The 26,806-nt window shown below is 36.8% G+C and carries 26 protein-coding genes; 9 read left to right on the top strand and 17 right to left on the bottom strand.

Features of this window, described 5'->3' with window-relative positions; genetic code table 11:
- Positions 1–41 precede the first annotated feature (41 nt).
- Entirely contained in the window at positions 42–1,112 is a 1,071-nt protein-coding gene (locus RAH34_RS08950) for a calcium:proton antiporter (RefSeq protein ID WP_114819729.1), read from the top strand.
- Between the two features lie 98 nt (positions 1,113–1,210).
- On the opposite strand, the gene RAH34_RS08945 is transcribed toward RAH34_RS08950, so the two are convergent.
- Positions 1,211–1,591 (bottom strand): group III truncated hemoglobin, encoded by a 381-nt coding sequence (locus tag RAH34_RS08945; protein WP_114819730.1) that lies wholly within the window; start codon positions 1,589–1,591, stop codon positions 1,211–1,213.
- 200 nt (positions 1,592–1,791) lie between these two features.
- Here RAH34_RS08945 and RAH34_RS08940 point away from each other — a divergent pair, with 200 nt between their 5' ends.
- The 4 genes from RAH34_RS08940 (at position 1,792) to RAH34_RS08925 (ending at position 5,055) form a co-directional block, all read left to right on the top strand.
- A complete protein-coding gene (locus tag RAH34_RS08940; RefSeq protein ID WP_306595889.1) occupies positions 1,792–2,826 on the top strand; it encodes a hypothetical protein in 1,035 nt (344 codons plus the stop codon).
- 228 nt (positions 2,827–3,054) lie between these two features.
- Positions 3,055–4,026, top strand: a complete 972-nt coding sequence (locus tag RAH34_RS08935; RefSeq protein WP_306595888.1) for an ion channel — start codon at positions 3,055–3,057, stop codon at positions 4,024–4,026.
- Complete coding sequence (locus tag RAH34_RS08930) at positions 4,027–4,515, top strand: YkgJ family cysteine cluster protein (RefSeq protein ID WP_306595887.1); 489 nt, start codon at positions 4,027–4,029, stop codon at positions 4,513–4,515.
- A 237-nt stretch (positions 4,516–4,752) separates the two neighbouring features.
- Positions 4,753–5,055, top strand: coding sequence for a hypothetical protein (locus RAH34_RS08925; protein ID WP_114819734.1), 303 nt, complete (start codon positions 4,753–4,755; stop codon positions 5,053–5,055).
- A gap of 43 nt (positions 5,056–5,098) precedes the next feature.
- Here the strand turns inward: RAH34_RS08925 and RAH34_RS08920 are convergent, their stop codons facing one another.
- The 4 genes from RAH34_RS08920 to RAH34_RS08905 all read right to left on the bottom strand — a co-directional run bounded on the left by RAH34_RS08920 (position 5,099) and on the right by RAH34_RS08905 (position 9,057).
- Positions 5,099–5,467 (bottom strand): iron chaperone, encoded by a 369-nt coding sequence (locus RAH34_RS08920; RefSeq protein WP_306595886.1) that lies wholly within the window; start codon positions 5,465–5,467, stop codon positions 5,099–5,101.
- A 130-nt stretch (positions 5,468–5,597) separates the two neighbouring features.
- The gene (gene gdhA, locus RAH34_RS08915; RefSeq protein WP_079243812.1) at positions 5,598–6,956 is read right to left on the bottom strand and encodes an NADP-specific glutamate dehydrogenase; all 1,359 of its coding nucleotides are present in this window, start codon (positions 6,954–6,956) and stop codon (positions 5,598–5,600) included.
- Between the two features lie 190 nt (positions 6,957–7,146).
- Positions 7,147–8,256 (bottom strand): DNA-processing protein DprA, encoded by a 1,110-nt coding sequence (gene dprA, locus RAH34_RS08910; protein ID WP_306595885.1) that lies wholly within the window; start codon positions 8,254–8,256, stop codon positions 7,147–7,149.
- Positions 8,257–8,289: 33 nt separating this feature from the next.
- Positions 8,290–9,057 carry a rhomboid family intramembrane serine protease gene (locus RAH34_RS08905; protein WP_306595884.1) on the bottom strand — a complete coding sequence of 256 codons (768 nt, stop codon included), beginning with the start codon at positions 9,055–9,057 and terminating at the stop codon, positions 8,290–8,292.
- Between the two features lie 251 nt (positions 9,058–9,308).
- Here RAH34_RS08905 and RAH34_RS08900 point away from each other — a divergent pair, with 251 nt between their 5' ends.
- Positions 9,309–10,235: a DUF3078 domain-containing protein gene (locus RAH34_RS08900; RefSeq protein ID WP_306595883.1), complete on the top strand. Its 927-nt coding sequence runs from the start codon at positions 9,309–9,311 to the stop codon at positions 10,233–10,235.
- A gap of 228 nt (positions 10,236–10,463) precedes the next feature.
- Positions 10,464–11,387: a DUF3078 domain-containing protein gene (locus RAH34_RS08895; protein WP_306595882.1), complete on the top strand. Its 924-nt coding sequence runs from the start codon at positions 10,464–10,466 to the stop codon at positions 11,385–11,387.
- Positions 11,388–11,459: 72 nt separating this feature from the next.
- Here RAH34_RS08895 and sufD read toward each other — a convergent pair whose 3' ends face one another.
- From sufD to RAH34_RS08875, 4 genes are all read right to left on the bottom strand, one after another.
- On the bottom strand, positions 11,460–12,767 hold the full coding sequence (gene sufD, locus RAH34_RS08890) for a Fe-S cluster assembly protein SufD (RefSeq protein ID WP_306596063.1): 1,308 nt from the start codon (positions 12,765–12,767) through the stop codon (positions 11,460–11,462).
- Positions 12,768–12,926: 159 nt separating this feature from the next.
- A complete protein-coding gene (sufC, locus tag RAH34_RS08885) occupies positions 12,927–13,670 on the bottom strand; it encodes a Fe-S cluster assembly ATPase SufC (RefSeq protein ID WP_105683083.1) in 744 nt (247 codons plus the stop codon).
- Between the two features lie 240 nt (positions 13,671–13,910).
- Positions 13,911–15,359, bottom strand: coding sequence for a Fe-S cluster assembly protein SufB (gene sufB / locus RAH34_RS08880; protein WP_114819741.1), 1,449 nt, complete (start codon positions 15,357–15,359; stop codon positions 13,911–13,913).
- Positions 15,360–15,442: 83 nt separating this feature from the next.
- Positions 15,443–15,772, bottom strand: a complete 330-nt coding sequence (locus RAH34_RS08875; protein ID WP_027372006.1) for an iron-sulfur cluster assembly accessory protein — start codon at positions 15,770–15,772, stop codon at positions 15,443–15,445.
- 238 nt (positions 15,773–16,010) lie between these two features.
- Here RAH34_RS08875 and RAH34_RS08870 point away from each other — a divergent pair, with 238 nt between their 5' ends.
- The gene (locus RAH34_RS08870) at positions 16,011–16,907 is read left to right on the top strand and encodes a GLPGLI family protein (RefSeq protein ID WP_306595881.1); all 897 of its coding nucleotides are present in this window, start codon (positions 16,011–16,013) and stop codon (positions 16,905–16,907) included.
- A gap of 12 nt (positions 16,908–16,919) precedes the next feature.
- A complete protein-coding gene (locus RAH34_RS08865; protein WP_306595880.1) occupies positions 16,920–17,774 on the top strand; it encodes a GLPGLI family protein in 855 nt (284 codons plus the stop codon).
- Positions 17,775–17,840: 66 nt separating this feature from the next.
- Here the strand turns inward: RAH34_RS08865 and RAH34_RS08860 are convergent, their stop codons facing one another.
- The 8 genes from RAH34_RS08860 to RAH34_RS08825 form a co-directional block, all read right to left on the bottom strand.
- Complete coding sequence (locus RAH34_RS08860; RefSeq protein ID WP_114819744.1) at positions 17,841–18,704, bottom strand: neutral zinc metallopeptidase; 864 nt, start codon at positions 18,702–18,704, stop codon at positions 17,841–17,843.
- Between the two features lie 65 nt (positions 18,705–18,769).
- Complete coding sequence (locus tag RAH34_RS08855; protein WP_306596062.1) at positions 18,770–20,848, bottom strand: LTA synthase family protein; 2,079 nt, start codon at positions 20,846–20,848, stop codon at positions 18,770–18,772.
- 169 nt (positions 20,849–21,017) lie between these two features.
- Complete coding sequence (ribH, locus tag RAH34_RS08850) at positions 21,018–21,536, bottom strand: 6,7-dimethyl-8-ribityllumazine synthase (RefSeq protein WP_034691815.1); 519 nt, start codon at positions 21,534–21,536, stop codon at positions 21,018–21,020.
- Between the two features lie 3 nt (positions 21,537–21,539).
- Positions 21,540–22,247, bottom strand: coding sequence for a tetratricopeptide repeat protein (locus RAH34_RS08845; protein WP_306595879.1), 708 nt, complete (start codon positions 22,245–22,247; stop codon positions 21,540–21,542).
- A gap of 228 nt (positions 22,248–22,475) precedes the next feature.
- Positions 22,476–23,012, bottom strand: a complete 537-nt coding sequence (locus RAH34_RS08840) for an adenine phosphoribosyltransferase (RefSeq protein ID WP_306595878.1) — start codon at positions 23,010–23,012, stop codon at positions 22,476–22,478.
- A 3-nt stretch (positions 23,013–23,015) separates the two neighbouring features.
- Positions 23,016–24,212, bottom strand: a complete 1,197-nt coding sequence (locus RAH34_RS08835) for a hypothetical protein (protein ID WP_114819749.1) — start codon at positions 24,210–24,212, stop codon at positions 23,016–23,018.
- 116 nt (positions 24,213–24,328) lie between these two features.
- Positions 24,329–25,345 carry a hypothetical protein gene (locus RAH34_RS08830; protein ID WP_306595877.1) on the bottom strand — a complete coding sequence of 339 codons (1,017 nt, stop codon included), beginning with the start codon at positions 25,343–25,345 and terminating at the stop codon, positions 24,329–24,331.
- Between the two features lie 127 nt (positions 25,346–25,472).
- The gene (locus tag RAH34_RS08825) at positions 25,473–26,804 is read right to left on the bottom strand and encodes a quinol:cytochrome C oxidoreductase (protein WP_306595876.1); all 1,332 of its coding nucleotides are present in this window, start codon (positions 26,802–26,804) and stop codon (positions 25,473–25,475) included.
- Positions 26,805–26,806: the final 2 nt, after the last annotated feature.

Here is a 26,806-nt window from a genome sequence, read left to right as displayed (position 1 = left end):
ATTGAAATTATTATAGATTTTTTGTATTTTGTAGTCACGATATGAGACTAAAAGAACTTTTACATTATACCTATATTTTTCCTATTCTGGCGGTAGGATACTACTTTTCCGGATTGATGGGAAGTGGTGTTCTTTATGATATTCTTGCCGGTGTTTTATTAATCGGAAGTGTTTTATCAGCAGTACATCATGCTGAAGTAGTAGCTCATAAAGTAGGGGAGCCTTTCGGAACGATCATCCTGGCACTTTGTATCACCATTATTGAAGTGGCACTTATCATCTCGCTGATGGTTGCCGGCGGAGATCAGGCGATCACGCTGGCCAGAGATACGGTTTTTGCTGCTGTAATGCTTATTCTCAACGGAATTTTAGGAATATGTATTTTGGTAGGCGGCGTTAAATATCACGAACAGTTCTTTGCAAGAACCTCTGCAACTACTTATCTGGTAAGTATTGTTTCTATTTTGATTCTTACCCTTGTTCTTCCCAATTTTACTTCAAGCGTCAACGGACCTTTCTATAACGAAGCACAGCTTATTTTTATATCCATAGCCTGTCTTGCCATTTATGGAGTTTTCCTGATGGTGCAGACTGTGCGCCACAGAAGTTATTTTATTGTTCCTGATGAGCATCCTGAAGAACATTATATTCCTTCATTGCCAAAAACGCTTATCAGCTTTGTCTTTCTGGTGATTTGTCTTGTAATTGTTGTACTTATGGCCAAAGGATTATCTGATACAATAGAAGGAATGGTACAAAGCCTTGGAGCTCCGAAATCTCTGGTGGGAGTGATTATTGCTGCCGTGGTTCTTCTTCCTGAGGGTGTTGCAGCGATCCGTGCGGCAAGAGCCAATCAAATCCAGTCCAGCTTAAATCTGGCATTGGGTTCTGCACTGGCAAGTATCGGACTGACAATTCCTGCAGTTTCAGCGGTATGTATTATGTATGATATCCCACTTGTATTAGGACTGGATAAAAAAGACATTATTCTGCTTTCTTTATCTGTATTTATCGTAATGCTTTCATTAAGCAGGGGTAAGACAAACGTTCTTTACGGAACGGTTCTGCTGGTGAATCTGGCAGCCTATATCTTTACAGTAATTGTTCCTTAAAAAGAAAAAGTACAAAATTATAAATCTGTTTTATCTGTAAAATATATCCAGGAATTTAACCTCGATATCCTATATCCCGTACCCTGACTCCCGTATCTCTATAATCTTCTCGCCAGCTCCATTTTGAAAGCCATAAGTTTGGCTATATTCTCGGATTTATAGATCGCCATGTCGGCATTTTCTCCTACGAAGTTTTCTTCAATAGTAGTGCGCCAAAGCAACAGCCATCTGTCAAAGTGTTTCTGTTCCATAGCCTGTATCTCATTAATAGGAAAATGTGCACCCATTGGGTTTCCTTTATAGGTCATCTGCCCAAAAAGAATAGATTCCCAGAAAGAATACATGGTAGGAAGATGTTTATCCCAATCTACTTTTGCAACATCATTAAAAAAGAACCCAATGGTTTCATCTTTAACAACTTTGTTGTAAAATGAATTGACAAGGTGTTCAATATCTTCTCTTGATTCAAGCTTTTTCATAGTTCAAAGTTAGTACAATTCGTATTAAAAATTTCAGTCGGGAAATTGATAAATTTCATGTAAACAGTATTTTAGAGCACAACATAAAATAATACAATGAAAAATTATGAAAGATTAAAATTTGATTAATTCGCAAAAAAACGCCTTAAAAGAATTCATTTTTTGTAAATTTAATTATTAAACACTAAAAAATTATTAAAATGATCAAAAAAATCAATTCTATTTGTATTCTCTTACTGATGTTTTCGGTATCATGTTCAAGAGATGAAGTGAGTACTATGAATGATGATTCAGAAAAAGTAAATTATTCTGAAGTAAAGAAATCACAATTGACTGAGGCGGAGATGCTTCAACAAGGATGGAAAATTGTAGATGAGTTTAAATTGCCAGGTAATAATAGTTTGGGTGCGAACTCTACTTCGCCTGATGAAGAACGCGAAATCCCTTTCAAGGCAAATCACCTGAAAGATATGGGATATGATGTGAGCTATTCCGGAGAAAGAACAAGGTTAAAAAATGTTTTTGCGTATTCCGGCCAGGTTCCGGATGGAATTATATTTAATCCTGACCTTTCTGTAGATGGAGATACCCGTAATACAGCTCCAAATCCTAATGTTTCCATTGTTTTGGGAACTCCTGAGGTGACCATAAAAACTGACGGAATAGATTTACCGGATAATGCCTATACGACGGAGGCGATTAATAACGGAGACAGAGAAAGTGAAATTACGGTAACCTATTCTTATAAAAAAGGATATTCTACTTCTTGGAAGCGGACCGTTTCAGGGTCATTTGAGGTGGCAGCATCGGTCTCTGTTGATATTCCTTTAGTGGCAAAAGCTTCAGCAAGTACAAAAGTAGTTGTAGGAGGAGATACCACAGAAGGCACAGAAAATTCTGAAGAAATTACCGAAACCAGCAGCTACAAGACCATTGTTCCTGCCCATTCTAAAAAATCGATTTCTGTGCTTACAAAATTAAAAGGGTCATCTGTTGAATACTTTGTACCTATGAAATTAACCGGAAGATTGCAGGCTAATTTTCCTTCTCCGGTAGATGGACATTATTATTGGGCTTTTCCTATTGAAAGCTTTCCTGATTTTCTTACCAATATACATGGTGAGTCCGGGGTTGTAAAATCTGTCAGCAATGTAAGTGTTACGGTAATGGAATCACCGGCGCAAAGGATTTGCAACTACTTTAATGAAGATGGTATAAACAGCAGATATTTATAAATTCTGCTGTTTTTTGTGTTTTTAAGGTAAAAAATGTTCAATTAAAACCTGTGATGATCATCTGCAATTTTAATAATGAAGGATAAAAAAATGATTACTAAGAAGCATTGATATCTTAATGAATTCTATTCTTAACTTTGCTTTTTATATGTTGAAAGAATGAGCTGGTCATTAAAGGCTTACGGATAGAGGACAATCATAATATAATAAAATCAAAATGATTACAAAATGACAGGAGGATTCAGAAAAAAGATCCGTCAGAAAAATGCGGAGAACAGCGGTTTCGGAACCAATGCATCCGGAAGATTTATCAATAAGGACGGCCTTCCGAATGTTCAGAGAACGGGGGTGAATGTTTTTAACAGGTTAAGCTGGTATCACACCATGCTGAATTTATCCTCATTTCGTTTTATTTCTTATTTGGTTATCGCTTATATTCTCATTAATCTGCTGTTTGCCATGATCTATTATCTGATTGGGGTAGAGCATCTTACAGGCATAGACAAGAGTGATCCGATCAATGAATTTATTGATGTCTTTTTCTTCAGTTCCCAGACATTCACCACCGTTGGATATGGAAGAATAGCTCCGGTAGGATTTCTGGCCAGTCTTGTAGCGACTTTTGAAGCTTTTCTGGGATTGCTTACCTTTGCCATTGCAACGGGACTTTTTTACGGAAGATTTTCAAGACCTCGTGCCTATCTCAGATTTTCTGATATAGCAGTTATTGCTCCTTTTCAGGAATCTTCAGCATTAATGTTCAGGCTTGCTCCCTATAAGAATAATGCCTTGACGGATGCAGATGTAATTGTATCAGTAGCTATTGAAGTTGTGGAAAACGGGGTGGCCAAAAGTAATTTTTACAGGCTTACGACACAGATGAACAAGATCAATACGTTGGCTCTCAACTGGACAGTAGTGCATAAAATTGATGAAAACTCTCCGTTTTACGGTTTTTCTGAAGAAGATTTTAAAAATACGGATATTGAACTTATCGTACAGGTACGAGCATTTGACGAAGTGTTTTCAAATACGGTGGTTCAAAGATCTTCGTATACTACAGGAGAAATTGTTTATGGAGCTAAATTTGTTCCGATGTATTATCCAAACAAAGAAAATCTCTCAACGGTACTGGATCTGGATAAAATTAACGAGTATAAAAAAGAAGAACTTCCGGAGTCCGTGAGAAACAAAGAATAAATGGATTTAGATTTTTATAAAAAACAGGCGATACAAAAGCAGAAAGAACACAAGAAATTTCTGGACGGATTAAAGAAAAAACCGCCCAGAAATCTCGATTATATAGTGCAGGAAACCCATGAGGAAGTTTTTGAAGAAATAAACTGTCTGCAGTGCGCCAATTGCTGCAAAACAACGGGTCCTCTCTATACCGAAAAAGATATTGAGAGAATTTCCAAACACCTCCGAATGAAGTCCGCAGACTTTGAGGCAAAGTTTTTAAGAGTGGATGAAGATAATGACAAAGTGCTGCAAAATCTTCCCTGTTTTTTTCTGAACAGCGATAATACATGCTCTATCTACGACGTAAGGCCAAAAGCCTGCCGTGAATATCCTCATACAGACCGCAAAAAGATTTATCAGATCAATAATTTGATGCTGAAAAATACTGTTATCTGTCCTGCAGCATTTGAATTTGTAGAAAAAATGATGAAGAATATAGGGAAATAGCTTTGTAAGCAGGAAGAGGGGAGATGGGGGCTGGGAGCTCTCATCTTTGATCAGAAAAACTGCTAGTTCTAATCTAATAAACTTCCAGCTTCCCGCATCATTCTTCCAGCCAAACCATCCGAACCCATTTTTGCAAATTCCTCTTAAATAATTATAAAGTACGTTAAATAAGCTTTTTACACATAATTTTATAAATGATGCCTCGTTTAAGTTAAACAATCATTTAAATATTACATTATGAAAAAGTTATTTTTAACGGCAGCGTTTACATTAGTCGGAGTAATCGCAGTATCAGCACAATCAACACCACAAAAGCCGGCCGATACTTCTACTAATAACCCTGCGACCACTCAGACTCAACAACCGAATACGCAGACTACAAATCCATCGGATCCAAAGAATCAACAGGAAAAATCACCTGCCACAACAATGGAAACTGCACCTGCAACAGATCCATCAGTAAGTACAACGCCTACTGATGCTACTAAACCTGCAGATGCTCCTAAAGAAGAGAAGAAAGACAAAAAGAAGAAAAAGTAAAGCACTTTAGCAAACACTAGTCGGAATCCTGAAATCTTGTATTTCAGGATTTTTTTTGTTCAAATTCTTCCACTTTGAACAATAAAATCTTGGTAATCAGATCCAGCGGCAGATTTTCAGTGATGGGAAATTGAACAGCTCCTTTTGAAAATTTATATTTTCTTTCCTCAAAATCTTTTTCAAAATTATGGATGCCTTCAGCTCCGGGATAGAATCCGATATGCTTTTTATAGCCCGCAAAATAAATCAACGGTTTTCCTCTGTACCGGAAGGCTGGCATCTGATACCCGATATATTCTTCCAAATCCGGAACCTGTAAATGAATTACTTTTCTAAGTTCCAGTAATTTTTTCTGTACATCTATCGGAAACAGAAGAATATATTCATCAATATTTTTAAAGGTGTTTTGCATGATATAAAAATAAAAAAAGCACTGCATATAGCAGCGCTTTCTCCTTTCACTTTTTACTTTTTTCCCATTATCCCGGGAACAGGCTATATCAAAAAAGGTCGGGAGTTTTTCCCAACCTTTGTTTTTTTTGTTACACAACTCCTTGAGCCAACATTGCTTCTGCTACTTTTACGAAGCCGGCAATATTTGCACCTTTTACGTAGTTTACATAACCGTCTTCGTCTTTTCCGTAGTCTCTGCAAGCTTTGTGGATACCGATCATGATTTCCTTTAATCTTGCATCAACTTCTTCAGAAGTCCAGTTAAGACGGATTGAGTTTTGAGTCATTTCTAATCCTGAAGTCGCAACACCTCCGGCATTGGAAGCCTTACCAGGAGAGAATAATACTTTATTATCTAAGAAATAGTTGATCGCATCAAGTGTAGAAGGCATGTTAGCTGCTTCAGTTACACAGACACATCCGTTTTCAACTAATTTTCTTGCATCATCTAAATCTAATTCGTTTTGAGTTGCAGAAGGGAAGGCAACATCACACTTCACATCCCAAGGACGTTTTCCGGCGTGGAACTCAGCAGATGGATATTTTTTAGCATAGTCTTCAGCTCTGTTGTTTCCTGAAGATCTAAGTTCTAATAAATAATCGATCTTTTCTCCGCTGATACCATCTTTATCATAGATATATCCGTCTGGACCAGAGATTGTTACTACTTTAGCACCTAGTTCAGTTGCTTTTTTAATAACTCCCCAAGCTACGTTTCCGAAACCTGATACTGTAACGATTTTATCCTGGAAATTTTGTCCGATCGTTTTAAGCATCTGCTCTGCGAAGTATACTACACCGTATCCTGTAGCTTCAGGACGGATTAATGAACCTCCGTAAGCAAGACCTTTTCCTGTAAGAACTCCGGTAAATTCGTTTCTGATTTTCTTGTATTGTCCGAATAAATATCCGATCTCTCTTGCTCCAACACCGATATCTCCTGCAGGTACGTCTGTTTCAGGACCGATGTGCTTGCATAATTCTGTCATGAAAGCCTGGCAGAAACGCATTACTTCCATATCAGATTTTCCTTGTGGATCGAAATCTGAACCTCCTTTACCACCTCCCATTGGAAGAGTTGTTAAAGAGTTTTTGAATACCTGTTCGAACGCCAGGAATTTAAGAACTGATAAGTTGACAGTAGGGTGGAAACGGATTCCTCCTTTGTATGGTCCGATAGCAGAGTTCATTTGAATTCTGAAACCTCTGTTAACCTGAATTTCTCCTTTGTCATCAACCCATGGAACTCTGAAAATAATAATTCTTTCAGCTTCAGCCATTCTTTCAAGCAGCTTCATTCCGGTATATTCTTTTTTAGTAGCAATGAATGGAATTACAGTTACGGCAACTTCTTTTACAGCCTGTAAAAATTCCGGTTCGTTAGGATTTTTTGCTTCAATTTTTGCAATAAACTCTTGGATTTTCTGGTCAATATTATATTGTTCCATATATTAAGGTTGAATATTATTGTCAACAAATTTAATTTTTTTTTCAAGATTCACAACACTATATTTTAACATTGTTAAAAATTAAATAATAATGTTTCGTAATATTATTAAATTGATAATTTGTGTTTAAATTTTATTAAAAATGAAATGTTATGTGTGAAATAATGCAGTATTAAGAAATCGTTAAATCTTAAATTGCGATGAATTGCCTCCCGGAATATGATTTTACTTTCCCTAAAAGTTCCAATTCTAAAATTATTGGTAAGATTTTGTGAGTGGGAAGATCAATGCTCTGTGCCAGATCATCTAAAGAAATCTGAGGTTGGTCTTTCACAGATTGGTATATTAAGTTTTGATTGTCAGATAATTGTGTGATGGTCTCGCTATAAGGAAATAATTCTTCCATTTTTTCTTTGGGATCATTTAAGCCAAGGAGTCCGATAAGATCTTTCAGGGTAGAAATAGCGGTTGCTTTATGATGGAAAATCAGTTGATTGCATCCCTGGCTGCAGCTGTCCGTAATTTTTCCCGGCAGCGCAAAAACATCACGGTTATAATCATTAGCAAAAGCTGCGGTGCTTACAGAGCCTCCTCCGAAACCGGTTTCTACTACGATCGTTGCCGGAGATATTCCTGCCACAATTCTGTTTCTCTGAATGAAATTTTCCCGGTCTGGTTTTCTGGAAGAGCTGAACTCCGTTATTAATGCACCTCCTTCCTGTAAAATTTTCTCAGATAGTTTTCTGTTTTTTGCCGGATATAAATATTGAAAACCATGGGCAAGAACAGCTACAGTAGGTTTTTTTTGACGAATAGACTGTTCGTGGGCTTCTTTATCTACTCCTAAAGCGAGACCACTTACGGAGGTGTATTCTGAGGATTGTGTTGCTTCGAAAAAGTCTTCAATGAACTGCTTCCCATAAGCAGTCATATTACGGGTTCCTACAATACTTACCTTAGGCTGGGCATCCTCAATATTCCCTTTTTGATAAAGAATAGCGGGAGCATCATTGCATTCATTAAGTAGGGAAGGGATTTCTTTAAGGTGTTTCAGCCTGATCTGAATATTATTTTTTTCGCAAAAATTCAATTCTTCTTCTGCGAAATTCAAATGAGACTTATTTCCAATATCTGAAACTGTTCTTTGTCCTATTCCTTCCAGCTTTTTATATTCTTTTCTGGCTCTTTTCCAGGCTTCCTGAGCGCTTCCGAAAGTACGGATAAGTTTATGAAAATGAATGTCGCCAATCTGGCTGCATTCGCGGAGAGCGATGGCATATAAATATTCTTCGGAATTCATGTGTGTTTTTTTTCAAATGTAATGAAATAAGTTTTATCTTTTTCTCAATTCATCCAGATGATCCCAGATATCATCTTTTTTCTTGTAAGGAAGTTCCATAAAATCCTCAGGGTGATTTTCCTTGTATTCCTGCCACAATTTATCATCCTTTTCGCTGTAATAATTCGGAAACTCCCAGATGAATTTTTTCTTCTTTTCGCCGACATTTTTAAAGGCAAAGGCAATGATACTGCCTACTACAGCTCCTGAAAGATGGGCCTGCCAAGAAATTTTGCTCGGCTCCTGCATGTTGTAAAACAGTTCTTCGGGAAGCATTCCCCAAACCAAACTGCCATAATAAAGCACAACAAGCATTGAAATTGTGAGCAGCTTTGTGTTCCACTTGAATACCCCGCTGAAGAAAAGGAAAAAAGCGAGTACATAAACTACGCCACTGGCCCCGATGGTACAAGTGTACATATATTCACCAGTAAGGATATCAATAGGAGGAAGAAGCCATACCAAAAGTCCTGTTGCCAGCCAGCCGATGATAAAAACTTTATTGGCAACCAATGGATAAAACTGATACAGCAAAAACATAAGTGCTGCTATCGGAATAGAATTTCCTATAATATGATCAATATTTCCATGTAAAAGGGGAGAAGTAACTACCCCAAGCAATCCCTCGGGTAAGAGAGGAATAATGGCTCCAAAACAGCTTTGAAAAAAGCCCTGCATTTGTAAAAAATACCCGAACCACATCGCTGAAAGCATCAGCAATGGGTAAATAACCGCTCTTTTGGAAATTACATTTTTGAACATATGGATTTTACGTCAAATCAAAAGCCAATAATAAATTTCGGAAAATTTGTCGATGAATTCGTTTCTACCGACCTGATTTTAAGACAAAAGGTATTAAATTTAACTTTTAAACTTATTATTTTGGCATTGATTTTATAGAAATATCTTGTTATGAGGTGATTCAGCATATTGAAATTCGATTCTTTTTAAAGCTGAACTTACCTTTAAAAAAAATTATATTAATATTTTTGCATTGAAAATTATTTAGAGTAATGAAGAAGTTTTTATTGATTCTTTCCTGTTTTATAGGAATATATGCAAGTGCACAAGAAGAATTGAAAAAAGATTCGGTAGTAGTAGACACCGTAAAATACTGGTCGGTTTTAGGAAAAAATACATTAATGATCAACCAGGCGGCCTTTTCAAACTGGGTAGGAGGTGGAGCCAATAACGTAGGATGGCTAGCCGGGATCAATTATAATCTGACCTATGAAAAAGACAAAGACCTTTGGGAAAATATCATCATTCTAGGGTACGGGCAGAATGATACAAAAGGCCTTGGGATCAGAAAAACACAGGATGTTATCAATGTTTCTACCAATTATGGAAGAAAATTTTCAAAAAGCTGGTATTTCTCCTTAGGAGCTGGTTTGCAATCACAGTTTGCGGCAGGATATGAAGATGGGAATAATCCTGAAGCCAAAAAAATCTCTAATTTTATGGCACCGGGTTACCTGAACGTCGGGATGGGTATCACGTACAGACCCAATGATGATCTTACGGTAACTTTACGTCCTACCAACGCCAGGTGGACATTTGTATTGGATAAAGATCTTCAGACAGCAGGGAGCTATGGTTTAAAAAATGACGGAGATACTTCTTTATTGCAATTTGGTTTTCTGGGAACGGCAATGTATAAACTGAAAATAATGGAAGATATCTACTTAACGAATACTGCTTCTGTCTTTTCAAACTACCTCGATCATCCGGAAAGGCTGGTTCTTGCTTACGGAGCTCTATTGAATCTGAAGGTAAATAAATACATATCCTCCAATGTGACCGTAGACTTGCTCTACGATCATAATCAGATAGAAAAAACGCAGCTGAAGCAAACTCTCGGAATCGGATTTGCCTATACACTGGCAAATGGAGTGAAACGTTCTGATCGGAAAGACAGCCAGTGGTGGATCAAAAAATAGTTTAGAATTCGTTTATTATAAATACAAACACTTCATTTCTGAAGTGTTTTTTTCTTTACGAAATTCTGTATTTTTAAGTTGACTTAAGTTTGATGGGTAATCGTTTCGTTTTCAAGTGTTTTATTTTCAGTTTGTTACATGTCTGGTTTTAATTATGTTAAATTCATTTTAAAGTGAATTTTATGATGACGTAAATTATTATTTATACATTTGTAATAAATCAACATTATGAAAAAACTTTTATTGATCAGTTCTATCTCTTTTGGGGCTGTAGCATTCGCTCAGGAGGCTAAGACAGAAGCTCCGGCATCAGACACCATTAAAGCATGGTCTATTCAGGGACAAAATACATTAATGCTTAACCAGGCTGCGTTTTCAAACTGGGTAGGAGGTGGAGCCAACAACGTAGGGTGGCTTGCTGGTGTTAATTACAACCTTACTTATGAAAAAGGGAAAGATCTTTGGGAAAATATCATTATCCTGGGTTACGGGCAAAATAATACGCAGGGAACCGGAGTAAGAAAGACTCAGGATGTCATTAATCTTTCTACAAACTATGGTAGAGAATTTGCCAAACATTGGTATTTATCTGCAGGTGCAGGGCTTCAGACTCAGTTTGCTCCGGGTTATGAAGATGGAAATAATCCTGATGCCAAAAAGATTTCTAATTTCATGGCTCCCGGATATCTGAGTGTAGGAGCTGGGGTTACTTACCGCCCCAATGATAATCTTACCGTGACTTTACGTCCTGCGAATGCAAGATGGACTTTTGTATTAGACGATGATCTTCAGAAAGCGGGAACTTATGGTCTTAAAAATGATGGCGACTCTTCTCTTTTCCAATTCGGTTTCCTGGGAACAGCAATGTATAAGCTGAAAATTATGGAGAACATTACCTTGCTGAATACGGCTTCTGTATTCTCAAATTATCTCGACCATCCGGAAAGACTGGTTCTTGGATACAGCGGGGTTTTAAGCATGAAGATCAATAAATATATTTCTACCAACGTTACTCTGGACCTTTTGTATGATCATAATCAGATATGGAAGACCCAGTTGAAGCAGACTTTAGGCGTAGGATTGGCTTATAATTTTGATAACGGTAAGAAACGTTCAGAAAATAAAGATAACCAAAGCTGGTTGAAAAAATAAGACAGAAATACAATCTGTGATACAATAAAAAAGCACTTCAAATGAAGTGCTTTCTTTATCAATATATAAGTTTTAAAATTCTATATCAACTCCCAATTTCTCAGCTAATAGCTTGGAAATTTTCTCTTTTAGAGGTTCTATATCAATATTCTGCATAGCATCATTCGCGAAAGCATATAAAAGTAATGCCTGAGCTTCTTTTTTCGAAATTCCTCTGGCTCTCAGATAGAATAAAGCATCTTCATTCAATTGTCCTACTGTACATCCGTGAGAACATTTTACATCGTCTGCAAAAATTTCTAACTGAGGTTTTGTATCAATACTTGCCCCTTCGCTTAGCAATACATTGTTGTTTTGCTGATAAGCATTTGTCTTCTGAGCAATCTTGTCCACAAAAACTTTTCCATTGAAAACTCCGTGAGCATTCCCGTCAAAGATTCCTTTGTAGTTCTGGTAACTTTCACAGTTCGGGAAGTTATGGTGAACCGCTGTATGGTGATCTACCAACTGATCTTTCCCGATAATGGTGATTCCGTTCATGAATGAATTGATATTGGACCCATTATGAATAAAATCAAGGTTGTTTCTTACCAGTTTACCTCCGAAGGAGAACGTGTTTACCGTTGTTAAACTATCTTTTTCCTGTCTTGCGAAAGTATTGTCGATAAGATAGGTTGTGTTGTTATCGTTCTGAAGTTTGTGCCAGTCAGCCTTTGCATTAGGGTAGGTAAAGATCTCCGTTACAGAGTTTGTTAACACGTAAGTGCTGTCAAAATTGTGATGGCTTTCAATGACCTCTACTTTAGCTCCTTCTTCTACGATCAAAAGGTTTCTTGTATTGTAAAACGTGTTTTCCTCCTGATTCTGAGAAATGTAAAAAACATGGATTGGCTTTTCAATCACTACATTTTTAGGAACTTTAAGGAAGAATCCATATTTGCAGTAAGCAAGGTTCAGGTTCGTAAAAGCCTGTTCTTTGGAAGCAATCGTATTGAAATACTTTTCAAAAACTTCTTTATGCTTCTCATCATTCAATGCATAATTGAAAGAAAGGAATTCTACATTCTCAATAGAAACTTTAGATAACTCCTTGTGAAGCTTACCGTTTACAAAAACAATCCAATCAAAATTTTCTTCCCCAAGGTGCAGTTCATCAAACTGCTCTTTAGTGATATTGTGGCTCTCTTTCGGGAAGAAGTTGTAGCTTTTTTCCGTGATTTCCTTTAGATTGGTATATTTATATTCTTCGTCTTTTTTTGTCGGAAAACCAAAGTTGGCAAATCTTTGAAGAGCTGCTTGTCTGCTGTCATCAAGAAACCTGTGACGAAGACTCTCCAAAAATTCATTATGGTTCTCTATAATTTGTTCTTTTAATGCCATTACTGGTATATCTGTGGTTTGCACCATTTTTTCTTTTTTTTTGAACTAAAATATTGTTATTCCGAGGAATAGGAATCCAATTTTTACTTTAGAGATTCATATTTGCTGCACTTCATAAATGGTTGCCATAATTTCAAATCTCAAATAGTAAATTTCAAATTAATTTAAAAGCCAGTCGTAACCTTTTTCTTCAAGTTCTAATGCTAAAGACTTGTCACCTGTTTTGATGATTTTTCCATCTGCTAAAACGTGAACGAAATCAGGCTGAATATAGTTTAGCAATCTCTGATAGTGCGTAATCAAAAGAACTGCATTTCCTTCGTTTTTAAAGTGGTTTACACCATCTGCAACGATTCTTAATGCATCGATATCCAATCCTGAATCAGTTTCATCAAGAATAGCTAATTTAGGATTAAGCATCATCATCTGGAAAATTTCATTTCTTTTCTTTTCACCTCCGGAGAATCCCTCGTTCAATGATCTTGAAAGGAAATCTTTTTTAATTCCCAGCTTTTCAGACTTCTCACGGATTAATGCAAGCATTTCTTTTGCCGGCATTTCCTCCAGTCCGTTTGCTTTTCTCGTCTCGTTCAAAGCAGCTTTGATAAAGTTCGTTACAGAAACTCCCGGAATTTCCACTGGATACTGGAAAGAAAGGAAAATCCCTTTGTGAGCTCTATCTTCAGGAGCATCTTCGCTGATGTCTTCTCCCTGGAAAAGAATCTCTCCACCAGTTACCTCGTAATCTTCTTTTCCTGCGATTACAGAAGAAAGGGTAGATTTACCAGCTCCGTTGGGTCCCATGATCGCGTGAACTTCGCCCGGCTTTATTTCAAGATTAATACCTTTTAATATTTCTGCGCCATCTTCAATTTTGGCGTGAAGGTCTTTAATTTGTAACATTCTTGCTAACTTTTGCTTTTTATAATTGTATGAGCTTCTTTCCTTTATATACACATCGTCTTTATGTGGGATATTTCCTCAATAGACGGACAGAAGCTTTTTATATTTTATGTTTATAATAATCTTCAATGAAGACTATAACTTATATTTCCCTTTAATGGTTGATCATCGGATAAAAACTCTGAAAACCTTGCCTTTAAATCAGTTTGTTTTTATCTGAAGGGTTCTTTTTTGATGATATTATCCTACAGAACCTTCTAATGAAATCTCTAGTAATTTCTGAGCTTCAATAGCAAATTCCATTGGAAGCTTGTTCAAAACTTCTTTGCTGAAACCATTCACAATCAGAGCAATGGCTCTTTCAGTATCAATACCTCTCTGGTTACAGTAGAAAATCTGATCTTCTCCGATTTTTGAAGTCGTTGCCTCGTGCTCTAACTGTGCCGTAGGATCTTTGATTTCAATATAAGGGAAAGTATGAGCTCCACATTCATTACCCATCAATAAAGAGTCACACTGTGAGAAGTTTCTTGCTCCTTTTGCAGAAGGCATTACCTTCACCTGTCCTCTGTATGAGTTTTGTGATTTCCCTGCAGAAATACCTTTTGAAATAATCGTTGATTTGGTATTCTTTCCGATATGGATCATTTTTGTTCCTGTATCTGCATACTGGTGGTTGTTGGTAACTGCAATAGAGTAGAATTCTCCGATAGAATTGTCTCCTTTAAGGATACAAGACGGATATTTCCATGTTACTGCAGAACCTGTTTCTACCTGTGTCCATGAGATTTTTGCATTTCTTTCGCAAAGTCCTCTTTTCGTTACAAAGTTGAATACACCTCCTTTTCCTTCTTCATTACCCGGATACCAATTCTGTACCGTTGAATATTTGATCTCGGCATTGTCTAAAGCAATAAGCTCTACAACAGCTGCGTGAAGCTGGTTTTCATCTCTTGATGGTGCTGTACATCCTTCAAGATAAGAAACATAACTTCCTTCATCAGCTACAAGAAGCGTTCTTTCAAACTGTCCTGTTCCTGCCTGGTTGATACGGAAATATGTGGAAAGTTCCATAGGGCATTTTACCCCTTTAGGAATATAACAGAAACTTCCGTCAGAAAATACTGCGGAATTCAATGCTGCATAAAAGTTATCTCCTCTTGGAACTACTTTTCCAAGATATTTTCTTACTAAATCAGGGTGGTTTTTAATAGCCTCAGAGATGGAGCAGAAAATAATTCCTTTCTCTGCCAATGTATCCTGGAAAGTGGTTTTCACAGAAACTGAGTCCATTACGATATCTACGGCAACTCCGGAAAGTCTTTTTTGCTCTTCGATATTAATCCCTAGCTTTGCGAATGTCTTCAACAACTCAGGATCTACTTCGTCAAGACTTGCCAGTTCTGGCTTTACTTTAGGAGCAGCGTAGTAACGGATTGCCTGAAAATCTGGTTTTTCATATTTGATATTGGCCCATTCAGGCTCTACCATTTTCTGCCAGATTTTGAAAGATTCCAATCGCCATTCAGTCATCCATTCTGGTTCTTCTTTTTTAGCAGAGATCGCACGGATGATGTCCTCATTTAAACCAGTAGGGAAATCTTCATAATCAATCTTCGTTTCCCAACCGAATTCATATTTTTTATTTTCTAGATCGACTCTTAAATCGTCTTCTGTATATTTACTCATTACTTTTTTTTAGATTTCAGATTTTAGATTTCAGAATTCAGAATAGCTCTGAGGTCTGAAATCTAGGATCTAATGTCTTTTCTCTAAAGACTAAATGATTCCCCGCATCCGCATGTTCTGGATGCATTCGGGTTGTTAAAAACAAACCCTTTTCCGTTCAATCCTCCTGAATACTCAAGAGTTGTTCCTGCTAAATAAAGGATGGATTTTTTATCTATAATAATTTTAATGTTATTATCTTCAAAAATCTGATCTGTGTCTGTTTTTTGGTTATCAAACTTTAAAACATACTCTAAACCAGAGCATCCGCCGCTTTTCACCCCTACTCTTATATAATCTTCAGCAGGGTTAAAACCATCTTCCGTCATTAACTGGATGGCTTTCTCCTTTGCATAGTCTGATACTTTTATCATTGTATTTATTTAGAATGATTTAATGATGCAAAAATACAAACTAATTTCCGCAATCTCAAATCGAAGATATCTATTTTAATGATTCTGATATTAATAGCAATCTCTGATAAGATAAATTATGTTAAAAAATGATAATTTTAGCCCTTCAATGTGAAGATTTCATTAAGGATTTAACCTTGAATCTTATTTTCGATCTATAAAGAAAATTGGTAATGAAACAAAAAATAATAGTTTTTTTGTGTTGTTTTTCACCATTGTATCCTATGGACAAACTACCAGATTTGTTTATGAAACCTTGGTAAATCCGGATTCTATCAATCTGGTAAGTATGAAAAGCGAGAGAACTTTTCTGGATGTTAAAGGAGATCGTTCCTTATTCATCAGTGAAAATAAATTGAAAAGAGACTCTCTTTTTGCAGAATTAAGGTCAGAAATAAAAGAAAATAAAAAAGAGGAAAAAGATTTTTCAAAAATGGAAGGAAAAAAACATTTTGAACCTACATTTTTTGAATATTTCATTACCAAGACCATTCCGGATCAGAAAGTATATTATTATGAGAAGGCTTCCGGAAAACAGATTTATTACCAGGAAGACAGACCTGTAAAATGGGAGGTAACTAATGTTGTGGAGAAACAGAATGGATATTCCGCCCAAAAAGCAGTTGCCGGGTTTGGAGGAAGAGTCTGGACAGCCTGGTTTACCAAAGAAATTCCATTGTCTGACGGTCCTTACAAGTTTTCAGGATTGCCAGGACTAATTGTAAAACTGGAGGATGATAAAGGAGACTATAAATTTGATCTTGTGAAAAAGCTCACGATTAAAAATGCTTTTGAAGAACAGATACGTTCTGATGCCAAGCAAAGTACAAGAATTAATTTCCATAGTGATAAAGCTGCTCTTGAACTGGAATTCGGTAAAAACAAAAAAGCGATGGCCGGAAATATGAATTTCGGAGGCGGAAAACATGGCGGCGGAATGAATGGGGGAGGAATGAGAGGCGGCGGCCACGGAGGTGGTGGAATGCACAGAGGCGGAATGGGCGGAGACAATCAGGGAATGCCGATGTCACAAGGCCCCTCTGTAGAAACTCCTTCTTTTACCAATACAGTACAGAACCCAATTGAATTAAAATAAATAAAAATATAAATGAAAAAATTAGGTATTATCGCATTGGCACTCTTCATACAGAATGTTTCTGCACAGACTAACAGGTTTGTGTATCAGGTGACTATGAAGCCTGATGCTGAAAATAAAACAGATATCAAGACTGAAAATGCTTATCTGGATATTTCTCCGGAAAAGTCAGTGTTTTATTCTGAAAACAGAATCAAAAGAGACTCTATTATGCAAAAAGCATTTCAGGGTGGAGGAGGAAGAGGAAGTATCAACAGAGATCAGATGGAAGGATTGAGAACGAATATCAGCTATTCCATTGAAAAAGATAAAACAAATCAAAAGACCTATTTTAAAGACAGAATCGGACGAGATCTCTATTCTTATGAAGAAGACAGACCTCTGAACTGGAAAATTGAATCAGAAACGAGAAAAATTGGTGAATACAAAGTTCAGAAAGCTGAAACCGATTTTGGAGGAAGAAAATGGACCGCATGGTTTACCACAGATCTTCCTTATCAGGACGGACCTTATAAATTCGGAGGACTTCCGGGACTGATTGTAAAAGTGGAAGATGATAAAGGAGATTATTCTTTTGATCTCATGAAAAACTATAAAATTGCTGAGTTTCCGACGTTGAACCAGTTTGGAAATACTTTAAAAGTAAAAAGAACAGATTATTTAAAGCAGCAGCAAAAGTTCAAGACTGATCCAATGTCATTCATGAGTCAGAGCACAGGTGGTATAAGCGCTCCGATGAGAGTAGGTGGAGGAGGAAGAGGCCCTGGAGGCGGAGGGAATCAGAATCCTGCCGATATGAGAAAGAGAATGGAGGAAAGGGTAAAAGAAGAAGCCAAGAAAAATTCTAATCCAATCGAATTGCAATAAACAAAAAATGCGGTCTTAAGCTAAGACCGCATTTTATTTTATATCATTACAATAATTGTAGTAAAACTATTTTAATAATTGGTTGAAAGTATCACCTTGTCTGATATCTCCGGTGTTATAACCTTTCATAAACCATTCTTTACGTTGTGCAGAAGAGCCATGGGTAAAGCTTTCCTGGTTCACATATCCCTGTGCTCTTTTCTGAATATTATCATCTCCAACAGCTTCTGCAGCATCTATGGCAGATTCTATGTCTCCTGGTTCAAGAATATGTTTGCTGTCATTGGTTCTTTTTGCCCATACTCCGGCATAAAAATCGGCCTGTAATTCTGTAGCAACAGATACTCTGTTCATTTGTTCTTCGGAGTATCTTCCACTTCTTCTTAAAGCATCCACTTTTTGAGTAGTTCCCAAAAGAGTTTGTACATGATGTCCTACTTCATGCGCAAGAACATAAGCTACTGTAAATTCTGTTACTTTAGCTCCGAATTTTTGCTGAAGCTCACCAAAAAAGCTCATATCCATATAAACTTTCTGATCGGCAGGGCAGTAGAATGGTCCCATAGCAGACTGCGCTGTACCACATGCTGAAGAAGTTGTATTTTCAAAAAGAACAATACCTGGGTCAGTATATGTCATACCGTTTTCTTTAAATATTTGAGTCCAGGTCTGGCTATTCCATGCATCCATCATCTTTACCATTTCTCCAATCTGCTTTTCACCTGTAGTCAGTTCTCTTTGCTCTCCGGAATTTCCTGAAGGCTGCATGCCGCCAGAATTCAAAATTCCGGATGGGTCACCTCCCAAAAAGAACACGATGGCTGCTATAATTAATGTTCCGAGTCCGCCGCCTACAATCATGCCTCCGCTTCCGCCTCCTGAACCACGGCGGTCATCAACGTTTCCGCCTCTGTCGTCTGTCCATTTCATATCAATAAATTTATGGGTTAATTTAAATATTTTACACCAGATTATAAGCGAAAATATCTAGATATTTATCTGTTGAGTTGTTTTGTTTTGAGCCAGTAAGAAGTAGACTGATAGGCTGATACGGCATCATCTACCAGTTTCTGATCTGGATCTTTTAATAATTTTTCGTCGTAATACAGTTTAAATTCCGGTTTCAGATCACTTTTTTCCAGTTCCAAAGAATATTGTTTTACCTTTTTTACCGGCGAAATAATGGTCAAACGCTCACCTTTGATAAATCCAAGATCCTGATAGGTTGCCACATACGCTTTAGGCTGGAATTCCTGTCTGAAGACATCCTGACCTAGAAACTTAGATTGATAACTGAAATTTAATAAGCCCATAAGCGTAGGCATTACATCTATCTGAGACATCAGTGCATCAAATTTCTGAGGCTGAATAAATCCTTCAGAGAAGATCATAGCTGGAATTCTGTATTTATCCATCGGAAGTTCTGTTTTCCCGGCGCTGGATGCACAATGGTCTGCAATGATAACAAAAACTGTGTTTTTATACCAGTCCTGTTTCTTAGCCATATCGAAGAACAGCTTAAGAGAGTAGTCTGTATATTTTACACCACCTTCACGGGATTTTGCCGTTCCCGGAATATCAATTCTTCCGTCAGGATAAGTAAACGGTCTGTGGTTGGAAACCGTCATCCAGTGATTAAAAAATGGTTTTCCTGACTTGGCTTCAGCATTCATTACCTGAATTGCTTTTCTGGCCATATCTTCATCAGCAACACCCCAAACATTGGCAAAAGTGATTTCTTCAGGTTTAAAGTTGTTTCTATCTACGATACCATAGCCGTTTCCTCCGAAGAAGTCCTGCATGTTGTCGAAATAGCTGTATCCGCCATATAAAAATTTGACATCGTATCCTTTAGACTTGAAAACACTTCCGGTCGTGAATTTATTCTTATTGTCATCTCTTTTGATAACACTTTCTCCTGCAGTGGGAGGAATACACAATGTCAAGGCTTCCAATCCACGTACCGTTCTGTTTCCGGTTGCATACAGATTGGTAAACATCAGTGATTTGTCGGCAAGGCTATCCAGGAAAGGGGTAATTTTTTGGGTATTACCATAATGTTCCATGAAATCAGCAGAAAGACTCTCGATGGAGATCAATACTACGTTTTTCTTCACTTCCGGCTGTTCTGCAACAACAGCTCTTGATAAAGTGTGTTGTGGATATTGGCTTAAGAAGTTCTTTTCGGCCTGCTGTTGGTTAATCTGCGAGTAAAACTGGAAATAATCCAGCTCATTATGGGTAAATGCCCAGTAGAACTTAGGAAGTCCGTTAGCTTCAATTTCGTCTGCGAAAACATTGTCAGATTTAATCTGCATCAAAGACGGTATTGCCAGTGCACTCAACGCGCAAAGTACCATAAAACTACCCAGAAGAACCATTTTTTGTTTAAAGTCCGGAAGTTCCAGCAATTCATCTTTTGTTTTCTTATAAATGAACCACGTGATGGTAAGGGTAACAAGCATGATGGCAGAAAACAATGGAATTACAGGGTAACTTTCCATGATATTCCCAATCACTTCATTGGTATAAATAAGATAATCTACAGCAATAAAATTATAACGAACTCCAAATTCATTATAGAAGAAGTATTCACTTACTCCGTTGAAAATGATCAGAAGAACGTATAATAGTAATGTGATGAAATACAATGCATTACGGATCTTGATTCTTTGTGTAGGAAGAAACAGCATCAATCCGAAGAAAAGCGTTTTTATTCCTACGAAAACAAGGGCAATTTCCATGATAGAACCTCCATACTGCTTGAAAATATTGTTCGGAACAAGCCAGATATAAAGGAAGAATAGAACTAATGCTCCCAAAATAAGGTAACCGTAAGGTTTTTTATATTTTGAATTGGAAAGAAAGAGGAAGTACAGGGCAAGAATAGAGCTGGCCAATATGAAAACAAAAACGTCATTCACCAGGCCTATCAGCAAAACTTTTACAACTTCAAAAAATCCAAAGCTAGCGGTAGTAATAGGATGAAAAAAGAATACTGTTCTTATTATCAAGGAAATAATAAGATAGAAGATTCCTAAATAAAGGAAGGGTTTTATTTTTTTTAAAAACATGTATTGTCTGTCTTTATTAATTTTCACAAAGATAGTTTTTGTAGGGAACTTTTGACGGAAAAAAAGAAAAACATCCTTTTTATTAATAAGATTTAAGAATTATTTATATACTGATAAAAAAAGGACTATTAAAAAATAGTCCCATTATATTGTTGAAATAAATTATTGATTAAGAGTGTCCGAAACCGATATTTCCTTTTTTATCAGATAATTTCTTTTTGAAATCAATCATTCTAAGAGCTGTTACAGCTGCTTCTACCCCTTTATTTCCAAGATCTCCACCGCTTCTTGCAATAGATTGTTCTTTGTTATCATCCGTTAACACACAGAAAATTGTAGGAGTATCCGTCATGATGTTACAGTCTTTGATTCCCTGTGCTACTGCGGAACATACATAATCAAAATGCGGAGTTTCCCCCCGGATCACACATCCGATAGAGATTACTGCGTCATATTTTCTCTCTTTGCAAAGCTGCATGCTTGCATAGCTTAATTCGAATGCTCCCGGTACAGGGAAAAGTTTGATGTTTTCAGGCTTTACTCCTTCTTTTTCAAGGATTTCCAAAGCTGCATCACGAAGATTGTAAGTTACAAAATCATTCCACTCAGAAAAAACAATGCCGATAGAAAAATCTTCGGCATTCGTTATATGAAGTGGCTTGTAATCGGATAGATTAACTGTTGCCATTTTTTAATAATATTTAGTCATTTCAATATAAGAATCAGACATTCCGTTGTCGTAGTCCTGATATTTTTCATCAATTGCAGAGAAGTATTTTTTAGCTTCTGCATTTTTCTTTAATCCTAATGCAACAATACCTGCTTTTCTTGTGAAATAATATGTTGTATAAGGATCATCAGATGCTGATGCCGCCTGATCCAGTAAACCTAAAGCCTCATCGTTTTTGTTAAGACCTGATTTTGCATCTGCCATCGCACCATATTTCATTGCCATTAAAGTTTTGTTTTTGGAAGAGAATTTATCCAAAAGATCATATGCTTCCTGGAACTTTCCTTCTTTAAATTTTAATAGCCCGGCATTGTAAGAAGAAAGTTTACCGATTTCAGTAGAAGAATATTCATTAGCTGTCCCTATAAAACCAGGATTAGCAGCAGATTTTCCACCTAAAGCATCTTTATCTTTACCTTCAGCAAGGTTTTTCTGAGCAGCAAGGAAACTTTTTACAGCTTCAGTGTTCTTTGGAGCAACTACAAATTGCTTATAAGCAAAGAATCCTAAAACTCCCAAAATCAAAGCTCCAAATATAAAACCAAGCGGCTTTGAATATTTTTCAACAAATCTTTCAGTGTTTAAAGCCTCTCTGTCAAGGTCTTTAAAGAACTCAACTGTTTCTTTACCTTCTTGCTCGTTCTGAGCACTCTTTCCCAATTTTGCCATAAGTTTTTAAAAATTGAAATGCAAATTTAATTGTTTCTGAGAGATTTACAAAATACTTTGTGAGTATTATTGATGAAATCTTGTGAATTGTTAATCGTGGATGGTGAATTTATCAAAAAAAGATGCTTCGACAGGCTCAGCATGACACTTCTAATCTTACAGTAAATTATTAGCCATTGTCATGCTGAGCGGAGTCGAAGCATATATCTTTATTTTGTTAGATCAATCTTAATACCCTAAAATATGGTAGATCTCTGCACCGAATTTTTTCAGTTTTTCATCACCATTCAAGCCTTGTAAGCCGATAAGAAAACTAAACTGTGAAACAATTGCGCCTTGTTTTTCTACTAATTTGGCTGCGGCTTCTGTAGTTCCTCCTGTTGCTAAAAGGTCATCGTGGATTAAAACTCTTTGGCCAGGCTTTAACTGTCCTTCACGGGTTTCAATAATGGCACTTCCGTATTCCAGATCGTACTTTTCTGAAATGACTGGTGGTGGAAGTTTTCCCGCTTTTCTGATTAAGATGAAGGGTACTTCCAGTGCTACAGCGATAGCGATTCCAAAAAGGTATCCGCGGCTTTCAATTCCGCATACTGCATCAATTTTCCCTTTACTGAACGCTGCAAGATCTGCAATAACGTCTTCGTAAAGTTTTGGGTTTAAAAAGATGGGTGAAATATCCTTAAACTGTATTCCGGGAATCGGAAAATCCGGGATATTTTCAATTGTTTCTTCTAATCTTTTGATCAGTTCTGCTGAAGCCATTTATTAATTGATTTTATAGCTGGAAATTTTCCAGTCTCCATTTACATTTTTAAGCCCGAAAGTTACTTTTAAAGAAGTTGTCTTCCCGCTTTTATCCGTTACATCATAAGTAGCATTCACACTGGCACTGTTTGCGGTAGTACCATTTGTTGTAATGTTTTTTACGCTTACATTTTTCACAGATCCGAAACCTGAGGTCGGATTGGAGAAAGATTCATAGCTTCCCCAGCTTGGATTGCTGGCTGTTTCGTATGCTGCTTTTAAGTTTTGAGAACTTACACTGTTCAGGAACTTACTTACTGTATTTTTAGGATCTGCAGTCGGTTGCTTTGGAGCAGCCGGTGTTGCAGGAGTAGCTGTAGGATCAGTTGTTGCACCAGGCGTTGCTGTCGGATTGTTTGGATCCACCACTGCACTTGGTTGTTCCGGCACTGCGGTTGAATCAGTTTTTGGAATGGCAGGAACTTTTAAGGCTGCTGCATTGACATCAAGACCGATTTTAGACATTTTGAAAGTCTTGGCAGTTGTTTTTACAGAAACCGTGATATCGATTTTGTTATCCACTACTTTCGCAGCAGGAATAGATGAGAACTTTAAATTGAATCCTTTAAAGTTATTGTCCTGCATCAGGTTTTTAGCAGTAGCCAATCTTACCCCGTTACTGAAGACTTCAAGAGTTGCTTCAAGGCCTGCTCCTGTGAAAGATACAGGGTTTCCGGCTGCATCTACAAGTCTTGGAACAATCTGGATGGCTGTAGGCGCTCCGGTTCCGTCATCTCCCGTAGGTCTTGTCACAAGGCTTAGTGATCCTGCTTTCACATCATTAGGATCGCTTTCTTTAGCTTTATCATCCCCGAAGATATTCATTTCTCCAAGTGATGGCGGGGCAGTACTTGCCCATTCTATTCCGTTTTTTTGAGCCACTTCGTCAGCCAAAGACATGATTTCAGGAACTTTCTTCCCGTTAATCAGTTTTCCAAGGGCTTTTAGCTCATTGATATCACCGTCTGCCTCTACTCCAAATGTCTTAAGGATATAAAGAGCCTCATTAAACTTAATCTGCTTAATGGTAGGTAAACTGGAGGTCATATCATTGATACTTGACTGCAGTGTTTTAGTATTCGTAGCATCTACATGATCTTTCTTACATGCTGTAAAAAGCAACAGACTGAAAACAAGTAGAAAAGAAAACTTTTTCATTTTTATTTGGTTTGTTGCAAATTTAATAAAACCTTTATTAATACTGGATTTTATTTTCACTTTATGTTTTATGGCTTGTTTTATTTCTTTTTCACAGTAGCCATAATCCTATATTTTTAGTTTTTTTGAGGTTGTTCTTTTAAGTCTCCCTTGAAAAAATTACTGAAGATGGTCTGCATGTTGGGGAATGATGGATCCTGCCAGTAAGAAGTTTGGTAATTACTATTTTCTTTGTTAAATTTTACCTTTTCAATATCATTGTCGTCATTGAAACTAAGTTCCGTAGGATAGAAATTGGTGTAAACGGCAATCTGATTGTATTCGGGTTCACTTTTATGTTTAAGCTTAACAAAAACAAGTTCATTGTATTCCAGGAAATCTTTCAATGTCTTTTCTGATCCTTTCTCAAACGACATGTTCAAAATGGTTCTGATATCATAAAATCTATATCCGAAGAATGAAAATTCTTTTTCCTGAAGTGCTCCGCCTGTCACTTCAATCTGATCTTTACGATCACCTTTCAATTCTCTGATGATATTTCTTTTTGTTTTATATTCTTCCGGATTTCCTACATTTTTAAGTTTTGGAATCTGTAGAGAATTTCCATAATCCCATGATGAAGTTTCTTTCTTCTCATTTTTAGGATCTGTCAATCTGAAAACCCTGTATTGTTCAACATTGGTATTTTTTAGTTTTTTTGTTTTGTTGTCAAAAATATAGGTTACAATTCCGTCGGTATAACTATTCAGTTTATTATTTACGGTCACGTAAGCATTAAAATTTCCTTTGATAAAAATATACCTGGCAGGTTTATTATTTTTTATGACTACGGTTTCAATCTCTTTTACCTGATCATTAATTTTTATTACGGATTGATCAAAGTCTGCATATGATATAGTGGCCACCGGAAAATTATTATAGACAATCTGAAACTTTTCCTGGGAGGGAGACAATGATTGTTTGTCAATCTTACCTTCAATATCTGAGTATGCCAGAATAGTTCCATCTTTCCCAAATACCGAAACTCTGGGAAGGGGAGTATTGCTTTTTTCAGAAACAAAGGTGATGGTCTGTGCCTGACTAAAACTAAAGAGAAAGATGAAAAGCGTGTAAAGGAAAAGTTTTGTTTTCATAATAAGATTTTGTTTTAGTTGTTGATCTCATGATAGAGATGCATAGCGATCAGTTGTTTCATATGCCTAAAAAAAGACTGATCGTTTTAACAATCAGTCTTTTATCATTTTATTTTGTTACAAGTCCTTAGAAAGGATACTCATAAATTTCAGATTCGTGTAAGAATGGGTTTCCTGTAGGAATCAACTTCAGTTTAGATAAAGCTGAAAGTACAGTAAACATAAATAATCCAGCTACGAATAGGATTGCTCCAAGGATTAATAGGAATACTTCAGGAGTGTTCCAGTATGGTCCTACTGTTCCTGGCATTACCATGTTGAAGTAATCTAAGATGTGTCCTAAGATTACTACTACTGCCATTGTAGTAACTACTTTATAGTTTCTCTTGATGCTGCTGCTTACTAATACCAATAGTGGTAATAAGAAGTTGATGATCAACATCGGTAAGAAAGTAGGAGAGTAGTGTTGGAATCTACCGAAGAAGTAGTTAACCTCTTCCGGAACGTTGGCATACCAGTACAACATGAACTGAGCGAACCATGTATATGTCCAAAGCATACTTGTAGCGAAAAGGAAAACTCCTAAATCGTGTAAGTGGTTATCATTGAACTGTGGTAAGAAACCATTTTTCTTAAGGTAAACACTTAATAGAATGATTACAGCAATACCACTTGAAAGGCAGCTAACCATTGAATACCAGATATACATTGTAGAATACCAGTGAGGGTCAATAGACATCAACCAGTCCCAAGCCCAAGCTGCAGAAGCAAATCCGAAGAATGCGATATATCCTACTGCCCATCTGTAAAGCATTTGGTACTCTACTTTAGACTTCGTTTCATCTACTTTCTTAGACTGAGCTTTTAATTTCCAAGCGAAGAAAGAAGCACCAATCACATAGATTAAAGTTCTTACTGCGTAGAAAGGAATATTTAAGAATTTTTTCTTTTCGAATAAGATCACATCAAAATGCGGAGAATCCGGGTTTGTCAATTCAGGGTCCATCCAGTGGAATAAGTGACCATTATGAGTGATGTTTAAGATCATCAGGATTACTAAGATTGCACCACCGTAAGGGATATAAGAAGCAATAGCTTCCATTACTCTTGTAATGATGATTGGCCATCCTGCGTGGGCAGCGTGCTGAATAGAATAGAAGAATAATACGCAGCAGCTTACTCCAAAGAAAAATACAGCTACAAAATGTATTGCTGCTAAAGGCTGGTTGTGTACCTGCATTGTAGCGTGCTCTAGGTGAGCCGCGTGATCCTGAGGTCCAACCATTTCACTTGAGTGTGTAGGAGCAGTATGACCTGAAGCATGAACAGCTTCCATCATTTGTTCTATTTTCTCAGTAGAAATTCCTTTGTTCAAAAAGAAACCAATACCGAAAAGAACTAAACCTACAACAAGAAGTATTATAGAAGTTGATTTTAATTTTGGTGAAAAACTATACATTT

The sequence above is a fragment of the Chryseobacterium sp. WLY505 genome (assembly GCF_030846215.1).
GTDB lineage: Bacteria > Bacteroidota > Bacteroidia > Flavobacteriales > Weeksellaceae > Chryseobacterium.
Note: the sequence above shows the minus strand (reverse complement) of the source record. Positions and strands in the feature narration are given on the sequence as shown.

Coding starts and splice junctions, on each gene's coding strand:
- RAH34_RS08945 (WP_114819730.1), bottom strand. CDS start 1,591: ATGAAAAAGCTTGAATCAAGAGAAGATATTGAACACCTTGTCAATTCA.
- RAH34_RS08900 (WP_306595883.1), top strand. CDS start 9,309: ATGAAGAAGTTTTTATTGATTCTTTCCTGTTTTATAGGAATATATGCA.
- sufC (WP_105683083.1), bottom strand. CDS start 13,670: ATGTTACAAATTAAAGACCTTCACGCCAAAATTGAAGATGGCGCAGAA.
- gdhA (WP_079243812.1), bottom strand. CDS start 6,956: ATGGAACAATATAATATTGACCAGAAAATCCAAGAGTTTATTGCAAAA.
- RAH34_RS08875 (WP_027372006.1), bottom strand. CDS start 15,772: ATGATAAAAGTATCAGACTATGCAAAGGAGAAAGCCATCCAGTTAATG.
- RAH34_RS08935 (WP_306595888.1), top strand. CDS start 3,055: ATGACAGGAGGATTCAGAAAAAAGATCCGTCAGAAAAATGCGGAGAAC.
- dprA (WP_306595885.1), bottom strand. CDS start 8,256: ATGAATTCCGAAGAATATTTATATGCCATCGCTCTCCGCGAATGCAGC.
- RAH34_RS08925 (WP_114819734.1), top strand. CDS start 4,753: ATGAAAAAGTTATTTTTAACGGCAGCGTTTACATTAGTCGGAGTAATC.
- RAH34_RS08930 (WP_306595887.1), top strand. CDS start 4,027: ATGGATTTAGATTTTTATAAAAAACAGGCGATACAAAAGCAGAAAGAA.
- RAH34_RS08920 (WP_306595886.1), bottom strand. CDS start 5,467: ATGCAAAACACCTTTAAAAATATTGATGAATATATTCTTCTGTTTCCG.
- RAH34_RS08950 (WP_114819729.1), top strand. CDS start 42: ATGAGACTAAAAGAACTTTTACATTATACCTATATTTTTCCTATTCTG.
- RAH34_RS08865 (WP_306595880.1), top strand. CDS start 16,920: ATGAAAAAATTAGGTATTATCGCATTGGCACTCTTCATACAGAATGTT.
- sufD (WP_306596063.1), bottom strand. CDS start 12,767: ATGGCATTAAAAGAACAAATTATAGAGAACCATAATGAATTTTTGGAG.
- sufB (WP_114819741.1), bottom strand. CDS start 15,359: ATGAGTAAATATACAGAAGACGATTTAAGAGTCGATCTAGAAAATAAA.
- RAH34_RS08905 (WP_306595884.1), bottom strand. CDS start 9,057: ATGTTCAAAAATGTAATTTCCAAAAGAGCGGTTATTTACCCATTGCTG.
- RAH34_RS08855 (WP_306596062.1), bottom strand. CDS start 20,848: ATGTTTTTAAAAAAAATAAAACCCTTCCTTTATTTAGGAATCTTCTAT.
- RAH34_RS08860 (WP_114819744.1), bottom strand. CDS start 18,704: ATGAAATGGACAGACGACAGAGGCGGAAACGTTGATGACCGCCGTGGT.
- RAH34_RS08895 (WP_306595882.1), top strand. CDS start 10,464: ATGAAAAAACTTTTATTGATCAGTTCTATCTCTTTTGGGGCTGTAGCA.
- ribH (WP_034691815.1), bottom strand. CDS start 21,536: ATGGCAACAGTTAATCTATCCGATTACAAGCCACTTCATATAACGAAT.
- RAH34_RS08840 (WP_306595878.1), bottom strand. CDS start 23,012: ATGGCTTCAGCAGAACTGATCAAAAGATTAGAAGAAACAATTGAAAAT.
- RAH34_RS08830 (WP_306595877.1), bottom strand. CDS start 25,345: ATGAAAACAAAACTTTTCCTTTACACGCTTTTCATCTTTCTCTTTAGT.
- RAH34_RS08940 (WP_306595889.1), top strand. CDS start 1,792: ATGATCAAAAAAATCAATTCTATTTGTATTCTCTTACTGATGTTTTCG.
- RAH34_RS08845 (WP_306595879.1), bottom strand. CDS start 22,247: ATGGCAAAATTGGGAAAGAGTGCTCAGAACGAGCAAGAAGGTAAAGAA.
- RAH34_RS08835 (WP_114819749.1), bottom strand. CDS start 24,212: ATGAAAAAGTTTTCTTTTCTACTTGTTTTCAGTCTGTTGCTTTTTACA.
- RAH34_RS08825 (WP_306595876.1), bottom strand. CDS start 26,804: ATGTATAGTTTTTCACCAAAATTAAAATCAACTTCTATAATACTTCTT.